This window comes from Gardnerella greenwoodii 00703Dmash, assembly GCF_000263635.1.
Lineage (GTDB): Bacteria > Actinomycetota > Actinomycetes > Actinomycetales > Bifidobacteriaceae > Bifidobacterium > Bifidobacterium greenwoodii.
This window is the reverse complement of sequence record NZ_ADEV01000009.1, coordinates 163,527-183,420: the sequence shown is the minus strand read 5'-3', so window position 1 is coordinate 183,420 and position 19,894 is coordinate 163,527. Positions and strand designations below refer to the sequence as shown.

11 protein-coding genes, 5 tRNA genes and 3 pseudogenes are annotated in these 19,894 nt (G+C 38.3%); 4 read left to right on the top strand and 15 right to left on the bottom strand.

Annotated elements, in window-relative coordinates; all coding sequences use genetic code 11:
* Positions 1 to 4 precede the first annotated feature (4 nt).
* The 7 genes from NG78_RS01550 to NG78_RS01580 form a co-directional block, all read right to left on the bottom strand.
* Positions 5 to 3,241 carry a tetratricopeptide repeat protein gene (locus NG78_RS01550; RefSeq protein ID WP_004135001.1) on the bottom strand — a complete coding sequence of 1,079 codons (3,237 nt, stop codon included), beginning with the start codon at positions 3,239 to 3,241 and terminating at the stop codon, positions 5 to 7.
* Between the two features lie 75 nt (positions 3,242 to 3,316).
* Positions 3,317 to 3,392: transfer RNA gene (locus NG78_RS01555), tRNA-Gly, on the bottom strand.
* A 246-nt stretch (positions 3,393 to 3,638) separates the two neighbouring features.
* Positions 3,639 to 3,711, bottom strand: a tRNA-Val gene (locus NG78_RS01560).
* A gap of 40 nt (positions 3,712 to 3,751) precedes the next feature.
* Positions 3,752 to 3,823 (bottom strand) — tRNA-Val (locus NG78_RS01565).
* A gap of 30 nt (positions 3,824 to 3,853) precedes the next feature.
* Positions 3,854 to 3,924, bottom strand: a tRNA-Cys gene (locus NG78_RS01570).
* A 28-nt stretch (positions 3,925 to 3,952) separates the two neighbouring features.
* Positions 3,953 to 4,025: transfer RNA gene (locus NG78_RS01575), tRNA-Gly, on the bottom strand.
* Positions 4,026 to 4,349: 324 nt separating this feature from the next.
* On the bottom strand, positions 4,350 to 5,123 hold the full coding sequence (locus tag NG78_RS01580) for a helix-turn-helix domain-containing protein (protein WP_004134999.1): 774 nt from the start codon (positions 5,121 to 5,123) through the stop codon (positions 4,350 to 4,352).
* Positions 5,124 to 5,171: 48 nt separating this feature from the next.
* On the opposite strand from NG78_RS01580, the pseudogene NG78_RS01585 reads away from it, so the two are divergent.
* Together NG78_RS01585 and NG78_RS06060 are read left to right on the top strand one after the other, a co-directional pair.
* Positions 5,172 to 5,354: pseudogene (locus tag NG78_RS01585) on the top strand (type IIL restriction-modification enzyme MmeI); the annotation flags it as partial.
* Between the two features lie 183 nt (positions 5,355 to 5,537).
* Positions 5,538 to 5,861 (top strand): annotated as a pseudogene (locus NG78_RS06060) (transposase-like zinc-binding domain-containing protein); the annotation flags it as partial.
* A gap of 409 nt (positions 5,862 to 6,270) precedes the next feature.
* Here NG78_RS06060 and NG78_RS01590 read toward each other — a convergent pair.
* Complete coding sequence (locus tag NG78_RS01590; RefSeq protein WP_004134995.1) at positions 6,271 to 8,013, bottom strand: AIPR family protein; 1,743 nt, start codon at positions 8,011 to 8,013, stop codon at positions 6,271 to 6,273.
* 100 nt (positions 8,014 to 8,113) lie between these two features.
* Positions 8,114 to 8,355, bottom strand: a pseudogene (locus NG78_RS06210) (HpaII family restriction endonuclease).
* 929 nt (positions 8,356 to 9,284) lie between these two features.
* On the opposite strand from NG78_RS06210, the gene NG78_RS01595 reads away from it, so the two are divergent.
* Complete coding sequence (locus NG78_RS01595; RefSeq protein ID WP_004134992.1) at positions 9,285 to 11,477, top strand: DUF2075 domain-containing protein; 2,193 nt, start codon at positions 9,285 to 9,287, stop codon at positions 11,475 to 11,477.
* A 257-nt stretch (positions 11,478 to 11,734) separates the two neighbouring features.
* On the opposite strand, the gene NG78_RS01600 is transcribed toward NG78_RS01595, so the two are convergent.
* On the bottom strand, positions 11,735 to 12,124 hold the full coding sequence (locus NG78_RS01600) for a hypothetical protein (protein ID WP_004134990.1): 390 nt from the start codon (positions 12,122 to 12,124) through the stop codon (positions 11,735 to 11,737).
* 145 nt (positions 12,125 to 12,269) lie between these two features.
* Here NG78_RS01600 and NG78_RS01605 point away from each other — a divergent pair, with 145 nt between their 5' ends.
* A complete protein-coding gene (locus NG78_RS01605) occupies positions 12,270 to 12,473 on the top strand; it encodes a type IIL restriction-modification enzyme MmeI (protein ID WP_308410043.1) in 204 nt (67 codons plus the stop codon).
* 83 nt (positions 12,474 to 12,556) lie between these two features.
* Here the strand turns inward: NG78_RS01605 and NG78_RS01610 are convergent, their stop codons facing one another.
* From NG78_RS01610 to NG78_RS01630, 5 genes are all read right to left on the bottom strand, one after another.
* Entirely contained in the window at positions 12,557 to 15,163 is a 2,607-nt protein-coding gene (locus tag NG78_RS01610) for an ATP-dependent Clp protease ATP-binding subunit (RefSeq protein WP_004134987.1), read from the bottom strand.
* A gap of 137 nt (positions 15,164 to 15,300) precedes the next feature.
* Entirely contained in the window at positions 15,301 to 16,620 is a 1,320-nt protein-coding gene (locus NG78_RS01615; protein ID WP_004134984.1) for a DUF3027 domain-containing protein, read from the bottom strand.
* A 17-nt stretch (positions 16,621 to 16,637) separates the two neighbouring features.
* The gene (locus NG78_RS01620; RefSeq protein WP_004127843.1) at positions 16,638 to 17,027 is read right to left on the bottom strand and encodes a cold-shock protein; all 390 of its coding nucleotides are present in this window, start codon (positions 17,025 to 17,027) and stop codon (positions 16,638 to 16,640) included.
* Between the two features lie 128 nt (positions 17,028 to 17,155).
* Positions 17,156 to 19,102, bottom strand: coding sequence for a sensor histidine kinase (locus NG78_RS01625; RefSeq protein ID WP_004134982.1), 1,947 nt, complete (start codon positions 19,100 to 19,102; stop codon positions 17,156 to 17,158).
* A gap of 14 nt (positions 19,103 to 19,116) precedes the next feature.
* Positions 19,117 to 19,845 (bottom strand): response regulator transcription factor, encoded by a 729-nt coding sequence (locus NG78_RS01630; protein WP_004127837.1) that lies wholly within the window; start codon positions 19,843 to 19,845, stop codon positions 19,117 to 19,119.
* Positions 19,846 to 19,894 lie beyond the last annotated feature (49 nt).

Sequence of the window (19,894 nt, the reverse complement as noted above, 5' to 3'; positions counted from 1 at the left end):
CATCTTAAGCATTTAGTGAACGCAAGAATTGAGATTGCACAGCGCCTTCCAAATCTTCGTTTGAAGTCATGCGAATATTAGCAACGCACAAAGTTCTTGCAATAACAAACATTCCTTCATCAACCGTAAGTTTTGCAGCTTTGCCAATAATATGGCTGGCTTCAATATTTGGCCAAACAGGAATATCGTCATTCATAAAATTCTGCTTCACATCGTCCATATTAGCCGGAGCTTTATAACACTGCGAGCGCATTCTAGATAGCAGTTCTTCTAGTTCCATTTGCAATGGTTCTATTCTTCCTGGGGCTAAATAATCAGCCATACGATACGCGCTTGCAGCAAGTGCAAACCTGTCTTGCATCCATGCAGCGTACGCTAGTCGATAGTATGCGAATGCTGCATCATCTTTGTCGAAAGATACTCTCAAAGCGTTTAAGCATGCTGCTATAACAGATGACCAGTCTTCTTTTTGAGATAATTCTGCCGCAAGTTTTAAGTGAGATAGTGCGTATGTTGGAGCGTAAGCAACCATCGTGTTTAAGTGCTTTAATGCAGCCTCATGCTTATTCAATTGCGAAAGTAAGTCTGCTAACTCCATGTGCGCGTAGAACAATCCGTCTGGAATAAGTAGTGTATGCTCTTCTGGTGTTGCAAATATGTGATTGTACACAACTCTTTCCGCATATGAGTTAAAGTAGCGTGGAACAACATTTTCTACCGCAAACATTGAGTCGAATTTAGCAATATTCTTCTCGTATTCTTCTATTGCAGTGCTAATGTCGCCTTCCATAAGTTGCTCTTGGGCTCGAATACGCATGTTTCGTATGTTTTGCGAAGCTTTGAATGAAAGTTCAGGTATGTCTGTTTCATCAATAAGAGCTCTTGTTACACTGTCTGCTTTTTCACTAAGCTCAGGATCTGCAATTTGCTCAATAATATTCATTGCTTCTCTAGCTTTTTCTGCTGTTGTTTGAATTGGCTGAGATGCAATATGGTGGAAGTCTGTAACAGCTTGCTGCAAAAGGTCTTCTCGTTGAATCGATAATCCTTGTGCGTGTGATGTTCCAAGTATTTCTTCTTGTTCTTCGCTAAATATTGTGTCGGAAAACTCAGGCTCTTCTTGCGCTCCTCTAGGCGCGAAGCAAGTGTCATGCATGTCGAATGATGCTTCTACTGAGCCTAAAGTGTAGTCTTCGCGCATGCTCATTGTTGCATTAGATTGCTTATATATTTCCATTGGATTTTGCAAACCGTGAGCACGAATATGTTTAATAAATTTTTCGCGTTCAAACGTTACTGTCATTAGCGTACGTATTTCTGGAGGCTCGCTAAAAGCAGCTAAAGGATTTGAGTTTGAATCTGCTTTAGATTCCGTCTTAGAATCAACTAAAGATTGCGCACCTTCAACAACTTCTGCAAGCGGTAAGTGTTGCAAATCCTGGATTTGTGAAGGGTCTCCATGAACGTCACCGTCTTTTGGATCACCCTTTGAAGGCGCATTATTTACATTCATATTGTCTAATGCTTGAATAGTGCGGTTTAGTAGCGTACTGATTGCATTATCTTGCGCTGCAACCATCTCTTCTAAACCAATAGAATCAAGTCTAATTGAAACATGCTGTATTTTTTCGCTTGCACCAAAGGCGAGCGTAGCAAGCATAATGCCGAATCGCAGATTGTAATATGTTGCCATACGCGACTTTTCAACATTGCTTAGCTTATGCCACTTATGTTCTAAAGTATCGTATTTGCTTGTAGGCATTAGCGACGATCCTGTAGAAGTGAAAGCAATCGCCACATTGCCATCGTTTAGATTAGAGCGAAAATCTGCGTCGAATCTAAACGGCATGTATAAGCTTCTAATAAGCTTAGAAAGAGATTGACGGTACAGCCACTCTCCCGCATCGTTCTGCTTCAAAAATGTTGCAGACTGCTGATATTTTCTAGCCTTATTCCATAAGTGAAGCAAAGGACGAATACTATCGTCTTGTAAAGGATTTGCTAAACTTGGCGTATCAAAAGATTCACAAGCATTAAAAGCAGGGTTTTCAATCATAGCGTTATCTATAGCAGCAATGCGCTCTAAGCTAACGTTTCCTTCAAAATTCTTTCCGCCCTGCAAAGAATTAGCTTGTAAGAACTGGTATATTGCTTGTAAACGATTTAGTGCTCCTTCAATTCTTAAAACTTTTAGTGCTGAGGAAGGGTCTAATGAATCGTCCCAAATTAAGTAATGTGCAGAAGTTTGTTGAGCTTGTCTAAAATGTAGTCTTTCTGCGCCATGAACAGCTTCTAAGCTTCTAGTTGGATCTAATGCTCCAACCTCTTTCATAACTCGCTCATAGTAGCTTTCTAAGCCGGAAACTTGCAATCCGACTTTTTTTGCGTGCGCAATATCTGCAGCGCTTCTTCTTATTGCGCCAAGAGGTGCTTCAGTATGCAATCTTCTTAGAACGTGCGAATATCCAAAACCTATTAAGTTTTGATTTAAATCTGGTATGAAAAATGTTGCGAAAAATGTTGTTGCAATAGCATTCTCGTAAGTAAGATTACAACGCAAAGAATCAGGTAATTTTACGCGAGTACTTTCAAGCGTATACCTTTTATGCTTTCCAATTGTGCAGCAAAGCCACGAAGCAACCTGATGCAAACCGTCTTCTAAAGAAACTTGCATAACAATATCGCCATTTACTATAGAAATATTGTTGTTGCTGTTGGTGATTGCTGCGCTTGCCTTGGACGTGCTGGCTGTGTTTTTATTTTTTAAGCACAGGCTTGGCAAGCTTTTTAAACTTTGCAAAATATTGCGGAATTTTTTTGAAATATTATTTGATTTAGGTACTTTTAAGCTTCCGTAAAAACGAGTTGAATTTCGTAAAGTAAAAGAAGATTGCTCAATAAAAGAAAGTTGCGGAAGACGTTCAAACGTATCTTCAAGAGTTACTTTGTCACCCGTGTAAACTCTACCTTCTGAATCTGCAATAGCAAGTTGACGAAAAAGCTTGCCATCATTTTTAACTAATCCAATCGAAATGCAGAAGGATTTTCCAGGAATTCTAAACCATCCAACCTGAGTATTAGAAGGAAGGCTTGGAAAATCGGTGAAAATATTATGCTTTACAAAGTTTGGAATAGAAGTAATTTTGCCTTCTAACCATAAGGAATTGATGGCATCTACCATTGTAGACATACTATCTTCGTTAGAAGTCGTCTGATTGGTAGATTGTACGTCGTCAGCCATAAATTCCCATTCTTTCAAAATCGATGCTAGTAGCAATTATGGAAACACGATTTCTTAAACAAAATACTAAAAAAGTGGAGCGGACAACGGGACTCGAACCCGCGGTCTCAACCTTGGCAAGGTTGCGCTTTACCAACTAAGCTATGTCCGCAAAACAAAATGATATTTTAGTTAATTATTTAATTAAATGCAAATATGGAATGTCGCAAGGTTTGTGGTTGGGTAAGCGTTGGTAATTGGTGGAAAGTAGTGTCAAGCGGCGAAATTGGGGTTATAGCGGTATAGGGGTTATAAGGGTTATAAGGGTTATAAGGGTTATAAGGGTTATAAGGGTTATTGGCCAAAAATCGAGTAACAAAAACAAAAAACGCAGTGCTTTTACACTGCGTACCTATTGTGGGTGATATAGGAATCGAACCTATGACCCCTTCCGTGTGAAGGAAGTGCGCTAGCCGCTGCGCCAATCACCCAAAATTTTTTTAATTATGCGTGAAAGGCAATCCTTTCGAGTGGGCGATACAAGGTTCGAACTTGTGACCCCTTCCGTGTCAGGGAAGTGCGCTACCACTGCGCCAACCGCCCAGGTTGTTTATTAAGCATGAAGCTTAATCGAGGTGGGTACGAGAGTCGAACTCATCTATACGGCTTTGCAGGCCGCTGCCTAACCGCTTGGCTAACCCACCGTAAGGTCGAATAACTCATCGGACCTAGAGCGGACAACGGGACTCGAACCCGCGGTCTCAACCTTGGCAAGGTTGCGCTTTACCAACTAAGCTATGTCCGCAATGCAACTTTACTGACCAATGTCAGCGCCGAAGCACGAGTAACTACTATACCCGAAATATTCTCAAATGCAAGCCCTCGCCTATTTGGCGTGTCGTTTGGTGGTGTTTGCGTGTGTTGGTTGGATGTTTGTTATGTTTATGGTATTGGAGCATTTGCGAGCGCAAGTGTTACTTTCTCAGTTGGTTAGCTGAGTTTTTAACAGTGTTTGGGTGATTATCGTTACTTTCTCAGATACTTGACTGAGTTTTTAACAGTGTTTGGATTGTGGCTTATGTCACAGATATTCACAAGATTAGCTTTACACACTTTCGCATATAACACTTTATTTTGTGAGATTGTATTTAGTAAGCAGTTCGGAGAGTTTGCTTAATCCTGCTTGGCGCTCGCGAACGTCAAGAGATTCGGCCAAATCTGCAGCACAGACTGCAATCGGCATAAAGGATTTTGTCGATGTTGCTCGAGTTTCTTCAGTAATGCGCGAAGAAACATTTTGACGAATAAAATCGAAAACTTTATAATCTTCAATAACGCGGAGTTTAACGTTGATTATTGAACTATCTACGCCGTCTTCTTTATCTTTGAGATGAAACTCATTTATTAAATCTTCTAAATTATTACTGCTTACATATCCTTCTATTTTGTCAGTTTTTATAAGTTGAAATTGTGAATGCATATTTCCTGTTGCAGCAGAAAGTATTAAGTGCTTTGAAAGTCCTACCAAACGCGATTTTCTGCACCAGTATTCCATTGTTTTCGCGCGATTTTTAGATCGATTAACTAGCTCTTGTGGGGTAATCGATTGCAAATATTCTTCTATGCGATATTTCTGTTGCCTATTGATCCATGAAACTTCACAACCGCTAAGCATAAACAATGTTGCAAAAGCTAATAACGGAGCATATGCCCTACCGCTTTTAGAGTTTTGTTGTTTATAACGATTTACGGAATCAAGTGAAATTAAAATCTTCCTACTTCCAAATGTGTACGTTGTTAGTAAATGATTAGAGCATAATGCACTAACTCTTTGAGTGCTAACTGCTAACTTGGCTGCAGCTTCCTCACGCGTAAGAAGAGTATCATTCACAAAAATAGACATAACACAAGTGTATCAAAATTGTTGCGTTAAGGAAACAGTTTTGAGACGAATCGCCCAGGCCAATCACTAGCAGACTTGTATGATCCAACATACATGACAACAGATTTGCGCAAAGCTCGCGACAAGCTAGATAAAATAGTAGATGTTGCTTTTGGCACTACAAAGCCTTGCTCTAACAACGACGAGCGCCTAGAAGTTCTCTTCAACTATATTCGCATGACTAAGGAATGAGGGTTATAGGCCAAAAAGTGTGTAAGAAATCATGTCTTAGACCTTGTAATACAAGGGTTTTGCGGTAATCGAATCTGTTTTCTGCACATTCGCCACCCGGACAAAAAGTGTGTAAAAATAAGCTCATAACCCTTATGGCAGTAGGGCTCGTGGTATATCGAATGTGGGTTATTCTTCATTTGTATGAATAACCCACTATGCGATAACTGTCATCACAAAATGAGCAAGAATGATCACACCAATGCTGGCACTACTAGATACCGTTGCCCTAACTGCGGAGCCTCTAAAAGTAGATCGTATGATAAACAATCAAACGATTTAACAGTTAGTTTAAATTGGCTTTTATCTAATAAGACTCAGGATAAGTATTCATACGATTTCTCAGCCCGTACCCTACGACGTAAAAATAAGCTTTTATGGGACTTATGGCCACAGGTACCATTCGTGGATGAAGTTTATGATTACATTCATGTTGATGGTATTCATTTAGAACGTAACGCTGTAATACCAGTAATTATCAAAAAGCAAAGCTGACTAATTCTATTTCCAGAATATTAATCAGCTTAGCTTTACACGCTTTTTGTCCGCTTACCCAAAGGCATTACCGACTGCAAAAGTCAGTAATGCCTTTTATAGTATTAAGATAATTGCACCTGCAAACAGATAGAACATTTAGAATAGAGTCGTTTTATGGTTTGCTATCATTTTGCTATCAAATCGAGAAATTAAGAGCTGAAAACCAAGTGTTTATGTGGGTTTACGCAACTCTTGATATTATTCCCACTCTTCTTTTCCAAATGCACGGTATGCCTCAAATCATTCAAAATACTGGATTCTATTTTTCTAATATCACTAAATACGTCTAATTATAGGATATTTTCAGATTTTGAGTCCAGCACCAGTATTGGATGATATACTATTTTTCCTTGTATTTTTCATTCATCTTTTCAGTAATATAATTACTAAACTCAGATTGTTTTGATATATTATCTATAGACTGAGGATTGTTTTCTATGTAGTTTTGTATTATTTCTTTTAACATAAAGATTGATTCTTTTATTTGTTTTTTATCTATATTTTTCGTAATATTTTCATTTTTTAGTTCGTTTTCCTGAGGGTTTCCTTTTTTTGTTAATTCGCTGATCAAAATTCTAGACACATGGAATTTAAATATTTTAGTTATACTTTCTAAAATTGAATCATTTTTAAATTCTTCATCTGACATTATTGCTTTCATTTCTTTTTCTACCGATTTAAATATCATTACTGCATTTAAGTATGTTTGAAAATCCTTTATTGTATAAAACACCTTTTTATAATCTTCATCTTTTTTAATTAATATCGTAGGATTCGATCTAGCTCTTGAAGGATTCTTTTCAGGTAATATTAAAGATACTATGCACTGAGATAATAAATTAATAGATATGATTTTTTCTCTAGGTTTTCCTAAGTTTTTATAATAATTTTTTCTTCTATCGTAATAATAACCTTTGCTTAAAAAATATTGTTCAATATCTCTTTGTATATTATCTGTCGACCTGAGAACTCCTGAAGGGATTGAATTTTGAGAATTTGTTGCTCTTATAATTTTATCTATTGTATCTTTTTCATCTGATATGATAATTTTAACAAACAAACTCCTAGTATCACTATTTTTATCAATTTCTAATTCTTGAAAAGAATTAAATATTGAATATGATGTTTGTAAACCATTAACTATCTGAACATTTTTTAAAGATAATTTCTTACCTATTTGACTACTGTCTCTACCTGCAATAATTGTTATACCATTGTTTAGCCACCAAAAATCTGTATTTAGATCGTCTTTTATAGTGCCCTCTATTTCCTTGTTTACAACAGTCTTGTTTTGATAATCTCTGACATTATTATCGAATACATATTTCCTTATCCTACCATCATCTGTTATAAAATTGTAATAATTACTTAAACTTACAAGTGCAATATAACCTATATTATTCCCAAACTCCATTGTTAAAGGAGAATCTTTAAGTGTTAACTCTATAGAGTACTCTGGTTTTTTATAGCTTAGCTCTTTTAACTCTTCTCCTCCTATGAAATTATATTCTACCTCCAACCTACTTATACCAGACTCCTTTATGGTTTCTTTCATATTTCTAACTTTTCCCCAATATGATTCATTATCTTTAATATCACTAGAGTTAGCTTTAGATATATGATTTATAATAAATTTAATTTTTATTGCATATGTAGCCGTTTTTAATATCACATCTCTCAATAAAATAATTTTATCTTTAATTTCATCGTTCCACCCTTTAAGAACCTCATTATCAAAGTTTAAGATATCTCTAAATGCATTATTAAATTTTAAAACTACATCTTCTTGAATCTTATAACTATTTTTGTATTGATGAAAATACACCCTCATTTCTTTATAGGTGCCTTCTAACTGTCCTATTTCACGAACCAACTCACCATCCAAAAAAATATAAAAACCATCTATTCCATTATCATAAGAATCCCCAACTAATCCTGAATTTATTTCATCTTCATCCAAATTTTCATCTTTTAATAACTGTTCTGCCGCGAAATATTCAAATAATTTATCATCGTTAATGTTTTCGTCAAAGCCTTCTCTATATTGTTTAATAATTTCTTCTAATATAATATTTTTAGCCACAATAATCTCCTTGAATATATCCTATTTAAACCTAATTTGAAGATTTAACTTAATAAAATCTTCTCCATCCTCACTATAAATGTCATGATGTAGATGCGATTTAATATTTTACATTTTTAAGAAGATATTCTTCAAAATAATTGCGATTATAAATATGGTATGCTAGCGTGTTGCACTGTTTAGTTACAACATATATCCACCACTAGCTTCATCAATACCATACCGAATTATTGCTAGTTTCATGCCTAGCGCCACTGCTGTTAAAAACTTTTTAAATTTATACATATAAGCATTAACATTCCAATAATCCATTGGATTTTCAAGTTCAAGTTTCTTAACCATATTTATACAAGAACTAATGGGTAATCGGTAAAAAAGTGTGTCTAAAAAACCCTAGTTTTCTTTGAAATACCAAGCAAAAACGCGTGGTACTCCTCGGACTAATGTGCCAGTCTTGAAAGCTGGTTGCCGAGGACCATGCGTTGCATTAAGATCATTACCTCATATGCGAAAAAGACGATTCCAACCAACCTATATGGTTAGAAGTTCTATGAATCACCAACACATATTCACAAAGGATCTAAAAGCGCCATGGCGCGTCATTGTAAACAAGGACGAAAAGGATATAATCGCCCTTTGCGCCACGGATTCACTAGAGTATCACGATATACATCGAACGTAAACACATTCGCATAAATCTTTGTACGGAAAAACTAATTTCGTTGATTTAACAAAGTCAGTCCTCGCTTGCGTTGAAAGCACACTGTGCTTTCAGCTTTGAGCAAGCTCGGCGTTCCAAGGTTCTTTCGCATGCACTGTGATGCGCTCAAGCAGGTTGTCCCGCCCCACGGATGCAGGAAAGACTGTGAGCCAAGGCTAAAAATGACACCATACTCCAGCGATAATAACGAGTGAGAACATAGCAGATACTATTGCATCTAATTTCATAATGAGCTTGCAGTATAGTGGATAGTGTGTCCCGGACACTTCGGCTGTTCGGGACTCTTTATTTACTTATTGCGCTTCAAGGATTACTACTGCGTATTAGGGAAAGACTAGTGCCCCCGGTGAGGGACACTTTATTGAAAGGATCACCCCCGCGCATGCAGGAAAGCCTATCAAAAGCGATTATACATCAACAGCATTGTTATTGTGATTCCTTAATCTAGATCTTCTGCGTATCCAGTTGGGTCAATTTATATTGTAATTTTTACCACTATTAGTAGATTCTACTAATGGAATATTTCTTATCAGATAGTTATCATTAAATTATGATGAAAGCTATTGTTCCACCTAAGTCCATAATTGTTGATTTACCTTATAAAGTTTTCAAAGATAATGAATTGGAACGTAGCATTAATGAAAATCTAAAATATAAAAGAAGTGATCTTGATAACCAAACTATTCAGGTTTTAAATCATTATTTGCTGAAATTTCCAACTGTTTATATTGTTCATAAGAAAGAATATGAGAAATATACGGTTTATGTTGGTGAAACTAATAATATTGAGGCTAGAACAAAGCAACATTTGAATACTGATACCAAAAACAGAGATGATTGGGAAAAACTATCTGAAGGCGAAGTAAAACAATATATTATAGCTAATAAACATTTTAATAAATCACTTACTTTAGATGTTGAAAACCGTTTTATGCAGTATTTGCTAAGTGTTGATTCAATAGATAAAGTTAACAATCGCAGGCCTAACCCTCAAGGTGAATATTATCCTGAAGAAGAGTTTGAACGTATTTTTTCTGAAATCTGGGTTCAACTTCATGACATGGATCCAGTTTTGTTCCCAGAAGAAGGAATTATTCGCGACTCAGCTTTATTTAAAGCGTCACCATTTCATAAATTGACTTCTAAACAGCAGCATATTGAAGAAGCGGTTATACAAATCGTTAATGGAGTTCTAAAATCAAAAAATAAGTGTGACTCTGATTCATCTACTCTTATTTTATTAGAGGGTGATGCTGGTACCGGAAAAACAGTTTTGCTTAGTGACTTGTTCTACAAAATTTGTAATAGATTAAAAAACATAAATAATCGGTTACAACAATACAATGAGGATATTGAAGAAGAAAACTACGAAGAAGAAGATTTGGATTATGAATATAAGCAATCCTCAATTATTAAAAATAAAAAAACGGCTTGCATAATTGTAAATCATAAAGAACAAGTAAATGTATACAATCAAATAGCAACAAAGTTACGTTTGCAAAAGAGTAATGATGAACTTGTTATGTTGCCTTCTCAGTTTATTAATCGTTTTAGTGAACAAACTGAACAAGGCCGTGGCATTATTGACAAGCCAAAACGTTGCTGCGATGTAGCTCTTATTGATGAAGCTCACTTGCTGAATACGCAAGCTAATCAGGCTTACTCTGGTTCAAATATGTTATCTGATATCTTACGTAGGTCTCGAATTGTTATTGCAGCTTTTGATCCTAATCAAATTTTACAGAGTAACCAACGGTGGAATTCAGAAGAGTTAGAAAAATTATTGGGAGCATGTTACAGGGATAAAAAGTCTTCAGACAATAATACTAATAATGCCGAAGCGTTATCATTAAATAATAATTCAATAAGCGCGAATGTTCATCGTTTTATTCTTGAAAAGCAGATGCGTATGAACGCTAATGAAGATGTTCTAAAATGGATTAAAAATTTTGTATACAATGGTTGTATTGATACTCTTCCACTATGTAATAATTCTGAAACAAAAGATGCAGATTCGGATACTGAAAATAAAACTTTTGATTTCAAGGTATTTGATTCTCCTATTAGACTATTTAATGCTATTAAAACTAAATCTAAAGAAAAAGCGTCTGGGTGTAATGGGCATGGATTATCACGTCTTGTTGCAACATACGACTGGGAGTATAAGAGCAATAAGAATAACCCTAATGCGGTAAATGGTACTTGGAATGTAGATTTACATTGTGATAGCAATGGAAAATGGCATATGGGACTTGGAGAATGTTCTGATGCCAGTAGTTCCGAGTTAGAAATTTTGGAACAAGAAGGTAAGGTTTTTAGCCATCCATGGAATTATCAATTGTCTTCGCAAGATAGCCAAAAGCATTCACATTCAATAAAAGAATCAAAAAAATCATGGGCAGAACAGCATCATACTATAAATGAGATTGGATCTACATTTACTGTTCAAGGATTTGATCTAAATTATGCTGGAGTAATAATTGGGCCGTCAGTGCAGTATCGTAATGGCAAAGTTGTTTTTTGTCCGGAAAATAGTCGAAACGATAAAGCAACTAATAAAAGGCATGCTAAAGATTTATTATCAAATAAGAAAATTGCACTAGATTATTCAATTGATAATCTTAAAAATGAGCTCAATGTATTATTAAAACGTGGAGTTAATGGATTATATATTTTTGCTGTCGATACTGAATTAGAAAAAGCATTATTAGAAGCTCAACGCAAGCGTGATTCATTAATTTAAGTTGGATACTTTTTTGAAAAGAATCTTCAAGCGTATTTATCGCAATTGTGTGGTTGCGCTATATACGTGTAAGCGGCAAAAGTGCGTAAAGCTAAGCTGGTGAACATAGCGTACTAATGCAGTGCGCTACTGCTTAGTACGCATATAGTTGCACACGCCATGGAAAAGCATGGAAAAAGTCAAGTAAAATCTGCAAATTACTCAATATTTGTAAGAATTATATATTCTATAGGAGAATAAAAATACGAAGGATAAAATCATTGTCGTTCAAAAACGTATTCGCCGACAGTATCCCCTTTACCTGGAATTATGCATACTGTTATGAAGTTCCCTCTTTTGTTTTCGTGTGTATTTGAGAAAACACCAGAAGAAGTAAATTTAGAAGAATTCTCAGTAAATGTAATTACAGAATCATTGAGCTTCCAAGTTCCAGAAAATGTGCCATCATTGTTCGTATATATGTATGTACCGTCATCTTTTATTTTTAAAATACGCTCAGGATGTGCATAGTCGTGATCTGGATTATATTCATACCAAGTTCCTACAACTTTCGATGAACTACCACAACCTGCTAATGAAACGCAAAAACTCAGCAATAGCATCATAATTAAAGCCGAGGATGAGAATTTGCAAATTGCTTTTTTCATATTCATGCCCTCCTAAGTGTTATTTATATAATATGTATTCGTTTACTAGTCGTCAATAATTACACTCAAGTACTATAGGAACCCAGCTTAAAGAAGTCGTAGCGAGTCAAATCTTTTAACGATGGCCTTTGTTGAACAACGCTAAATCAAGGGCAAAAGCGCAAGTCGTCCTCGCCAATCATTAGAAGACCTGTATAGTCCAACATACATGCCTCAAGATTTGCGCAAAGCTCATGACGAGCTAGATAAAGTAGTAGATGTTGCTTTTGGTTCTGCAAAGCCTTGCTCTAATAATGACGAGCGCTTGGAAATTCTATTCAAATCCTATATTCGCATGACTAAGGAATGAAATTAAGTTAAATAAGTAGAAAAGCCCGACGAGATTTATGCGCCGGGCTTTTAGTGTATTCAGTTAGTTATTGCGTAGATTACTTATTTTTTGCTGATATCTTCTTTATCTGCACTATCTTCAGACTTATTATCTTCAGCATCATCATTACTAGATTCATCTAACTCCGCAACATCATTAGAATCCTTACTAGATTCATCTAACTCAGCAACATCAAACTGCTGGCTTTTAAAAGTAAACTCCCCCAGCAATCCTTCGCCTTCAGCGTCAACCTCAATTCGCTCGCCGTCAGAAATTTCGTTCAGCAAAATCTTCTCGGAAATAATATCCTCAATATCTCGCTGAATTACGCGACGCAATGGACGCGCGCCCAGCAAAGGATCAAATCCCTTTTGAGCGAGCAAATTCTTAGCAGCGTCTGTCAACTCCAAAGACATATGGTGGTCAAACAGCCTATTGTTAAGCAGCTTTATGTCCATATCAACAATTTGGCGCACTTCTGGCTCCGTAAGCTGACGGAACACAATAGTGTCGTCCAAACGGTTCAAAAATTCTGGACGGAACTGACGCTTAAGCTCTGAATTAACCTGATCCTTCATGCGCTGATACGTAGAATCAGAACTATTTCCAAGCGTAAAGCCAGTGTTTGCAGCCTTCGCAATATCGCGCGTACCAAGATTAGTAGTAAGAATAATAATCGTATTCTTAAAGTCTACTTTTCTACCTTGGCCGTCGGTTAAATGACCATCATCCAACACTTGCAAAAGCGTGTTGAAAATATCCGGATGAGCTTTTTCAATCTCGTCAAAAAGCACCACAGAGAATGGCTTCCTGCGAACTTTTTCGGTAAGCTCGCCGCCCTCTTCGTAACCAACGTATCCAGGAGGAGCACCGAAAAGCCTAGACGCAGCATACTTTTCAGCAAATTCAGACATATCAACGCGAATCAAAGCATCATCGTCATCAAACAGGAAGTTTGCTAACGCTTTAGCAAGCTCAGTTTTACCAACGCCTGTAGGTCCAGCGAAAATAAACGAACCAGAAGGACGTTTAGGATCTTTCAATCCAACGCGCGCGCGTCGAATAGAGCGTGCCAAAGCAGATACTGCTTCATCTTGACCAACAATACGCTTATGAAGCTCAGATTCCATTTGAAGAAGCTTCTGAGATTCCGCCTGCGTAAGCTTTACAACAGGAATTCCCGTAGTGCTTGAAACAACAGAAGCAATCATGTCTTCGTCAACAACCATTTTGACGTTAGACTCGCCTTCACGCCAAGCTTTTTCCTTTTCGGCAGCTTCGTTTTCAAGTTTTTCTTGATCGTCTCGAAGATTAGCAGCCTCTTCGAAATCTTGCTGCTTAATTGCTTCATCTTTCTTTTCAGAAATCTTAGCAATCTTGTGGTTAAGTTCCTTAAGCTCAGGCGGCTGAGTTAAGCGCTTAATTCGCAAGCGTGCGCCAGCTTCATCAATAAGATCAATAGCCTTATCTGGAAGGTGACGGTCTTGAATATAACGGTCGGAAAGCTCTGCAGAAGACTGTAAAGCTCCGTCCGTAATAGTTACATGATGATGATTTTCGTAGCGCGAACGCAAGCCTTTAAGAATCTCAATCGTCTCGGCAATAGTAGGTTCAGGAACCTGAATTGGCTGGAAACGACGCTCTAAAGCCGCATCTTTCTCAATATACTTACGATACTCATCGGTTGTAGTAGCACCGATTGTCTGTAGTTCGCCGCGAGCAAGCATTGGCTTAAGCATGTCGGAAGCGCCAAGAGCACCATCGGCAGAGCCTGCACCAACAATAGTGTGAATTTCGTCAATAAAAAGCACAACATCGCCGCGAGTTTTAATTTCTTTAAGAACTTTCTTCAAGCGCTCTTCGAAATCGCCACGGTAGCGAGATCCTGCAATCATTGATCCTAAGTCAAGTGAATAAATCTGCTTGTTTTTCAACGTTTCTGGAACATCGCCTTCAACAATTTTCTGGGCAAGTCCTTCTACAACTGCAGTTTTACCAACGCCAGGATCTCCAATAAGCACAGGATTATTCTTCGTACGGCGGCTAAGAATAACCATAACTCGTTCGATTTCCTCAGAACGGCCAATTACTGGATCAAGTTTTCCTTCGCGCGCTTCAAGTGTAAGATTTCGGCCGAACTGATCCAGAAGTGCAGACCCAGACTTGTTGCTTTTATCTTGCACGCTTCCAGCGTTAGCAAGTTCGCCCTTTTCATCTTCTGAATTTGTAGAGCTGCCTCCGCGAATTAAGTCAACTGTAGTGCTTCTTAAGTCTCCAAGATCGACTTCCATTTTAATAAGCACTTGTGTACCAATGCCTTCGCCTTCGCGAATAAGTCCTAGCAAAATATGCTCAGTACCAATGTAGCTATGGCCAAGCTGCAGAGCTTCTCGTAAGCTAAGCTCCAAAACTTGCTTTGCGTGTGGCGTAAAAGGAATGTGGCCGCTTGGCGCAACAGCACCCTTGCCAATCATTTCCTCAACTTGCTTGCGTGTGCTTTCCAAGTCTACGCCCTTTGAGCTCAACGCTTTTGCTGCAATTCCGTCACCTTCGCGAATTAGACCGAGCAAAATATGCTCAGTACCAATGTAATTATGCTGAAGTGAGCGAGCTTCCTCTTGAGCTAGCACAATCACGCGTCGTGCGCGATCAGTGAACCGTTCAAACATAACTGCCTTCCGTTCTTTTCGTTCATTCCATGGTAACTAGTCACCATGACGCGAAGTATTACACAACTTATTAGTATTTATTAGAATCTGTTAAGATTTTTAAGATTTTTCTGTATCTCTTAAAATTTCTTTAGATTTTACTTATGTTGTCTGCGTGATTTCCTTTTGTACAATCGCATTGCTGTAGTACCTGTGTTTTTATTAGGTTCTTCGCTTTTAGCAGATTCTTCAGTAACTTCTATTTTCTTAATTTCTTCGGTCTTTGCTTCATCCTCATAGTTAGATTCAACATCATTAGATTCAACATCGTTAGATTCAGCATCGGAAGATTCTGAAGTCAAATCTGCTGTCTTAGAATCAGCTGTATCTGTACTAGGGGTATCAGTTATATCAGCATCAGCTATAACAGCTGTATCAGCGGTATTAGCATCATTAGCAGCATCTTTATTTAATTTGCGACGCTTGCGGCGATGCGTTTTGCTATCTTCAATTGCTTCCTCAATAAGTTCAACATCTGCACGCTCTTCTCGAGGAGCTTGCTGCAAAATATCAATATGATAATCGTCGTATGCTGGAGCTGATTGAATCCACAGTTGTGATGGTTCAGGTGGCTCAATTTCGGAATGTTCTCCGCAAGCGTGATCAAGAGATACAACTCGCCCATCGTCTGGACTCCACATGTTTGCACACACGCCAAACATTGAACCCAAGCTTCCAGCTAGTGGAATCATAAAGCCGCATGAAGAGCAAACATTACCGTCAGCTATTTTTGTTGACAGTGACTTTGGACCGTGCTGCCCTGCATACCAGCGTTTTGCTGTTTGCGAAAGAGCTTCTGCAGTCATCACGCGTCTGCGAGATAGGCGCAAAGTCGAAACTGCCTCTTCAAGATCTTCGTTAGAATCATTATTTTCAGATGATTCATTGCTTTGCGAATCGCACGAGCCATTTTCATTCTCAACAGTTTCTATAGCGTCTACATTTTCAGCAGTTTCACCATCTTGCTTAAGTGTATTTTCTTCGGAACTTTCTTTTTCTTCTTTAGATTCTTCCTCAGATTTTTCGCTTAATTCATCTTCAGACTGATGATTTACTGGACGGAATCCATCTTCAAGACGAGAATCGTCCTCTTCTGTTCCAATAGAATCCATTACAGAAAGATCGCTTGGCTTCAATCGATCTTTCCACGGAATCCAAGGTGGCGGCAGTAGTGAATCGTCGGTAGGAATAAGCGTGGATTCGTTTACAGTCCAACGCTCAGTTTCCAAATCGTGATACAGCGTTACTGACCACTGCCAGCCCTCGTAACCAACAAGCTTACTTTCAAAGCGAAAATCGGTAACACCGTCACCAATATCCGTGGAAGACACAAAATCTCCCACGGCATCGGAACGCTCTGAAGTTTCCACAGCAATGCTACGAGCAATATCTTGTGGATTCATCACTTCATCAGTCATAAATAATATTCCCGAAACTATTCTTGAACGTCGAAATTGTCGGCTACTGCGCGCAAAAGCGTAGCTAGCTTCTTGCTTTCAGCAGTAGATGGATAATGACGACGACGCAAACCGTTACCTGCAGAATCAAGCAGCTTAATAAGATCTTCAACAATTGCTGCCATATCTTCTGCCTTTGGACGAGTTGCTTTAACTAGCGATGGCGCTGTTGCAATAAGATTAAGTCCCATCGCTTGAGGACCTTTACGACCCTCAATTACAGAAAATTCAACCTTTGCACCCTTATGCAAATTTTTTACAGTTGCAGGCAAAGCTGCAGCTGGTAAGAAAACATCCTTACCATCGTCGCCGGCAATAAAACCGTACCCCTTCTGCGCATCGTACCAACGCACACGCCCATTGGGCATAACACACCTCACTCAATAATCACTCATTGTCGCATATCAATATGCATTAAACACACAAGTGCATCGTTTATATGCGAAAACATCCGTATATAGTTTAACAGATATTAATGTTAATTGTTTCGCTTTTTCTATTGTAGCGCATAAGGTTCAATTTCTCTTACAGGAAGCACAACAGTAAGCGTTAATCCATGAGGATTAATATCCAGAGACTCCGAACCGTCCATTGTGTCGTCAACATTATTATCTGAGCCAGCAAAGTTTCCCGAAATAGTTGACGGGTCAGATATTGTTGCGCAAATAAAACCATGATGAGCTTTTACAACAGACTGTGCTATAGCCATTCCTAATCCAGTTCCGCCTTTTTCGCGAGCTCTTGAAGGATCTGCAATATAGAAACGTTCAAAAATGCGAGAAAGCGACTCTTCTGGAACTCCAGGACCATGGTCAACAACACGAATTACCGCGTAAGTATTGCCAGAATCAGTAGATTGGCTTTTTTCTGCAGCAATCAAAAACTCTTTTAACGAGTCACTAACTGAAGGAAGCTTGGAAAGCTGGTCTGGATCAATTGAAGCCTTCATTACGCCAATAGCAATTTCTACTGGAGAATCAGCCGGAGTGTATCGGTGAATATTTCCAACAATATTCGTCATGACTTGACGTAAACGCGCTCCATCACCAAGAAGAGATACGCTAGGAAGACTTCCGCTATTAAACACAAACTTGCGTTCAAAATTGCAGTCAGTGCAATCTTCCAAAGAAAAGTCTTCGGAAAGCGTAAGCGAACCCTGTTGAACCGCTCTAGCTGGATCTAAAGCATGCAAATCGTTAGCAGCATCCGAAAGAATTGGAGACAAGCTAACTTCCTGAGAAATATTAATTCCTCTACCCTCGTCAAATCGAGCCAAAGAAAGCAAATCTTCCACTAACTCAGTCATGCGCTCGCTAGAAGCCTTAATATGAGCAATAGAATCATCAGCGCGCTCCTGCTCTCCCGGCATATTGCGCCACATTGTGTAAAGCTCAGCATAACCGTGAATAGCTGCTAAAGGAGTTCGCAATTCGTGACTTGCGTCAGAAACAAATCGCTTCATTTTTTCAGTCATTGCTTCTTGCTCATTAAAGCCACGTTCAATACGCGCAAGCATTGAGTTCAAAGAAGCAGCCAAAGAACCAACTTCCGTGTTTTCTGGCGCGGATGGAACTCGCCTACTTAAATCTCCAGAAGCAATTTTTGAAGCTGTTTTTTCTATACGCTTTAACGGTCTTAAAGTGGACTGAATAATAAGCGCCGCAAATACCGCTCCAAGAAGAATAACTGCAATACTTACCATAATGCAGTATCTAGTAAGAGTATTTACAGTATCGCGCTGGTCGCTTAAAGATAAAGCAATATACACGTATCCGCGCAAACGCACGTCTGAAGTGTAGCTGCTTCGATGCTCCCATTCAAGCACCAAAACTCTCCAAGGAGCTTTTGCAGATTTTAAAGTAATCTCATCAACACTACTAGGGTCACCCTTAACTTTAGCCGGAGTAGTGTAAGGCTTATGTATAAGAACGCCCTTAATGGGTTTTCCGTTTGCAGGAAGCTTCGGCATAGAAACAAAATCTCCCTTTAGTTTTGGAACTAAAGGAGTAGATATGATTTTGTTATTAATATCGCGAATCTGCATAAAGTAGTCGTTTGGACCTGCTGTAGATTGGCTTGAATCTTTTGAACGAAGCAAATCGATATTGTCGTAAATAAGTCTTGCCTGATCCGTTAACTGTGCGTCAGTTTTTTCAAGCAAATAATTTCCTACCAATTGACGAATTGATAATGAAATACAAAATGCTGCAACAGTAAGTACTGCAAGAGTGCAAGCCACAAGACGAGTACTTAAAGGAATAGAATTTGCTTTGGTTTTAAGCCAGCAAATTCTGTTTTGTTTTGGCTTTTTTTCTGACGCAGTATTTTGTATAACAGCAACGCTTTTTCCAATATGCTGTCGCGCTGAGTCTTTGTTAGATTGTGCAGTTCCAGCATTATTTGGCTGCTTTTTATCGTCACTACTACGATTATTGTTTTCCATAATCAGGCTTGACCTTACTTTGGTTCGCGAATCATGTATCCAATTCCGCGTTTTGTTTCAATAAGAGGAACTACCTTTTGCAGCTTGCCATTTTCGTCCGTAATTTCAATTCCGTCAATTTTCTTTCGAAGATACGAAATATAGGATTCAACGATTGCAGCATCTCCGCCCCAATCGTACTGCCATACATGATTCAAAATCTGGCTTTTTGATAACACTCGGCCTTCATTATCCATCAAGTAATGTAAAAGCTTGTATTCGGTTGGGCTAAGCTCAATCGGTATGCCGCTTCTAGTTACATCGTGCGAGTCTTCGTTAATTTCGAGATCTGCTACGCGAATAACAGGAGTTATTTCATCCTGCTCCTGAGTGCGGCGAAGAATTGCGCGGATTCTTGCAACAACTTCTTCCAAACTAAATGGCTTAGTTACGTAGTCGTCACCGCCAACTGTTAAGCCCATAATCTTGTCTTGCGTGTCATCTCTTGCTGTGAGGAAAAGAACAGGTACTTTAATACCGTTTTGGCGAATTCGTCTTGTTACGGTGAAGCCGTCAATATCTGGCAGCATAACGTCCATAACAATAAGATCAGGCTTCACTCTTTCAATAACGTCAACGGCTTGAGAACCGGATGCTGCAGTTTCAACTTCAAAACCTGCAAAGTGTAAAGACGCTACTAAAAGCTCACGAATTGATGGTTCGTCGTCTACGACAACAATAGATGCTTCAACATTCTTACTCATACTGATTAGCATCACTTATAAAGCTGAATGTTTCCTGAATAAATGCTGA

Bases quoted from the DNA above. Each gene is read 5' to 3' on its own strand.
- NG78_RS01630 (WP_004127837.1), bottom strand. From the start codon at position 19,845: ATGAGTAAGAATGTTGAAGCATCTATTGTTGTCGTAGACGACGAACCA.
- NG78_RS01615 (WP_004134984.1), bottom strand. From the start codon at position 16,620: ATGACTGATGAAGTGATGAATCCACAAGATATTGCTCGTAGCATTGCT.
- NG78_RS01610 (WP_004134987.1), bottom strand. From the start codon at position 15,163: ATGTTTGAACGGTTCACTGATCGCGCACGACGCGTGATTGTGCTAGCT.
- NG78_RS01595 (WP_004134992.1), top strand. From the start codon at position 9,285: ATGATGAAAGCTATTGTTCCACCTAAGTCCATAATTGTTGATTTACCT.
- NG78_RS01550 (WP_004135001.1), bottom strand. From the start codon at position 3,241: ATGGCTGACGACGTACAATCTACCAATCAGACGACTTCTAACGAAGAT.
- NG78_RS01600 (WP_004134990.1), bottom strand. From the start codon at position 12,124: ATGAAAAAAGCAATTTGCAAATTCTCATCCTCGGCTTTAATTATGATG.
- NG78_RS01580 (WP_004134999.1), bottom strand. From the start codon at position 5,123: ATGTCTATTTTTGTGAATGATACTCTTCTTACGCGTGAGGAAGCTGCA.
- NG78_RS01620 (WP_004127843.1), bottom strand. From the start codon at position 17,027: ATGCCCAATGGGCGTGTGCGTTGGTACGATGCGCAGAAGGGGTACGGT.
- NG78_RS01625 (WP_004134982.1), bottom strand. From the start codon at position 19,102: ATGGAAAACAATAATCGTAGTAGTGACGATAAAAAGCAGCCAAATAAT.